Consider the following 1,399-nt stretch of genomic DNA (forward strand, 5'->3'; position numbering starts at 1 on the left):
GCGGCCCGCGGGGCCGCCGAATGCGAAGATATTGCGGTGACGAGCTGGGGCTGGCCCAAGAGGCTCAAGAGCTATCTGCTCCCTGCCGGGATGCTGGCGGCGGGCACCGCCGCGCTGCTTACCGGCCTGCTGCCCCGGCCCGCCTTCCAGGACCTGTCCGCCCGCACCGTCCCCGTGCTGACCTTCGTTATGGCGATGTCCCTCGTGACGGAAATGGTCGACGACGCCGGCCTGTTCCGGGTCGTGACGGAGCGTCTCGTGGCGCTGGGCCGGGGCCGGGTTTTCCTGCTGTGGCTGCTGGTGATCGGCCTGGCGGTCGTCTCCACCGTGTTCCTGTCCCTGGATACGACGGCGGCACTCGTGACCCCCGTCGTTGTGCTGCTGGCGATCCAGGCACGGATCCCGCCGCTGCCGTTTGCCCTGACCACGGTCTCTTCCTCTGGCGCCGCCGCTCGGCTGCAGCTTGCGGGCCCGGGCGCCGGAGCGGCGAACGCGGTGAACAACCTGCCGGCCTACCTCGCGTTGGAACCGGTAGGCGACTCGCAGGTGCGGCTCGCGGCCCTGCTGATCGGAGTGAACCCCGGCCCGCTGGTGACCCCGTGGGCGTCGCTGGCCACACTGCTCTGGCACGAACGGCTCCGCACGCTCAACGTCGAGATCCGCTGGGGCGGGTTGCGGTCTCCGGCCTCGCCGCCGTCGTCCTCACCGTGGCACTCGCGGTCGTGGCGCTCTGGCTCACCACAGGGACGCACTGAGGGCAGGTTCGCCGCCGACGGCGTCAGGCGCCGACGGCGTTTCCGGCGGCCGCGGAGCCGGCGCCTCCCTCAGGCGCCGCGTTCTGCCACAGTCCCACAATGTTGCCCTCGGAGTCCTTGAAATAGGCGTTCCAGCCAGACCCGGGCACCTCCATTTTTTCCCGATGAACGGAACCGCTCTGCGTGCTGATTTGCTCCAGCGCGGCGTCGATGTCGTCCACGTCCACCGTGACAACCGGCGCCGTGAGCCCGCCGCCCCGTTTGAAAAGTCCGCCGTTGATGGAACCGGACACCGCCGGCCGGCCATGCTCGTCGAGCGGCGTCGTCATCGCCAGGCTGTAGTCCATCTCCGGCAGCACCTGGAATTCCCAGCCGAAGATCGAGCGGTAGAACTCCCGGGCGCGGTTCTCGTCGTCCGCGGGGATCTCGAAATGTACTACTCCACCAGCCATCACATTCTCCTAAGAACAAGGATTCGGGCCACAGGGCAGGCACAGGCAGTCCGCGCCACAGCCGGAGTCTAGCCCCGGCGGCGCGGGAGGTTAAGGGCCGTACGGCCCGGGCTCCGGTGCCGCAGATACGGACGCCGTCAGGCGTTCGTGGAATCATGGTCGGATGACCATTGCAGACGTCCCCGCCGGCTT

At 68.9% G+C, this 1,399-nt stretch carries 1 protein-coding gene and 1 pseudogene; one reads left to right on the top strand and one right to left on the bottom strand.

What is annotated here, in order from left to right; all coding sequences use genetic code 11:
- The first annotated feature begins 36 nt into the window (after positions 1-36).
- Positions 37-755, top strand: a pseudogene (locus K789_RS21930) (SLC13 family permease).
- A 23-nt stretch (positions 756-778) separates the two neighbouring features.
- On the opposite strand, the gene K789_RS0100885 reads toward K789_RS21930, so the two are convergent.
- A complete protein-coding gene (locus K789_RS0100885) occupies positions 779-1,207 on the bottom strand; it encodes a VOC family protein (protein WP_024365100.1) in 429 nt (142 codons plus the stop codon).
- Between the last annotated feature and the right edge of the window lie 192 nt (positions 1,208-1,399).

The sequence above is a fragment of the Arthrobacter sp. TB 26 genome (assembly GCF_000427315.1).
Lineage (GTDB): Bacteria > Actinomycetota > Actinomycetes > Actinomycetales > Micrococcaceae > Arthrobacter.

Excerpts from the sequence above, each read along its gene's own strand:
- K789_RS0100885 (WP_024365100.1), bottom strand. The coding sequence starts at position 1,207 with ATGGCTGGTGGAGTAGTACATTTCGAGATCCCCGCGGACGACGAGAAC.